Annotated in this window: 1 protein-coding gene; it reads right to left on the bottom strand. The window is 49.0% G+C overall.

Annotated features, from left to right (window positions below; all coding sequences use genetic code 11):
• Positions 1-296: TonB-dependent receptor plug domain-containing protein (locus tag ACFQEU_RS18065; RefSeq protein ID WP_379784410.1), on the bottom strand; the 296-nt coding region annotated here is incomplete at its 3' end.
• Positions 297-512: the final 216 nt, after the last annotated feature.

Genomic DNA, 512 nt, shown 5'->3' with positions numbered 1-512 from the left:
AAACCTTGGTTGATGCCAGAGCTAATACCGCGGATGGCGATAATAGTGCCGATACCGGTTTGGTTCATCGTTAAATTGGGGACATAGGCAGTCATGCCCTCGAGGTTGGTGATGCCAGCCTCTTCCATTTTCGCGCCCGATACGGCGTTAACAGAGATTGGGACATCTTGTAGGCGCTCGACGCGCTTTTGGGCGGTAACGACTACTTCCTCCAGTACGAGGTCTTGTGCTGTTGCTGCGCTCGCGATGGCTGCGCTGATAGCCAAGGGAAGAAAATTCTTGAGTGGTTTGATCATGCTGCTCTCCGACGTTCTTAAAATTATTGGATGGTGCTTTTGAACAATCTGCAACCAGAGTATGCCGTCGACGATTTGATTTGCCTATCACTATGCGTCGAATTCACCAAATAAAAGATAGACTAGTTGGTCGCAAATGTAAGCTTGGATAAATTAGCAGTTGAATTGGTGCGCCGGCTTGATTATTGTGGGCGCGAGTCAGCTAGACAGTCGCTC

Source organism: Halorubrum tibetense, assembly GCF_042661865.1.
In the GTDB taxonomy this organism is placed as follows: domain Archaea; phylum Halobacteriota; class Halobacteria; order Halobacteriales; family Haloferacaceae; genus Halorubrum; species Halorubrum tibetense.
Note: the sequence above shows the minus strand (reverse complement) of the source record. Positions and strands in the feature narration are given on the sequence as shown.